The organism is Streptococcus sp. 2741, assembly GCF_013276315.1.
Lineage (GTDB): Bacteria > Bacillota > Bacilli > Lactobacillales > Streptococcaceae > Streptococcus > Streptococcus pseudopneumoniae.
On the sequence record NZ_VMKU01000109.1, the window covers coordinates 7,166 to 7,491 of the forward strand.

The 326-nt window shown below is 36.5% G+C and carries 1 pseudogene; it reads left to right on the forward strand.

From position 1 onward, the window contains the following. Positions 1–268, forward strand: a pseudogene (locus tag HT671_RS09380) (hypothetical protein); the annotation flags it as partial. Between the last annotated feature and the right edge of the window lie 58 nt (positions 269–326).

Below are 326 nucleotides of genomic sequence, written 5' to 3' on the forward strand. Positions count from 1 at the left end.
ACAACCTCAAAGCAGTGCTAAGGAGCATATCTATTATGCACCCCCCTATGTCTCTTGGGAAAGGGGAACTAATGAGAATCACAATAGGCTCATTCGGAGATGGTTACCTAAAGGAACTAAGAAAACGACTCCCAAAGAAGTCGCATTCATCGAAAATTGGATTAATAACTATCCTAAAAAACACTTGAACTACAAGTCCCCCAGAGAAGACTTCTTGATGGAGAACTTGAAATTTGGCAATGAAATAAAGACTATACAAATTGATTAGGGAATTTAAAACATAGTAGATTGAAACTAGAATAGTACACCTCTACTTCTAAAACATT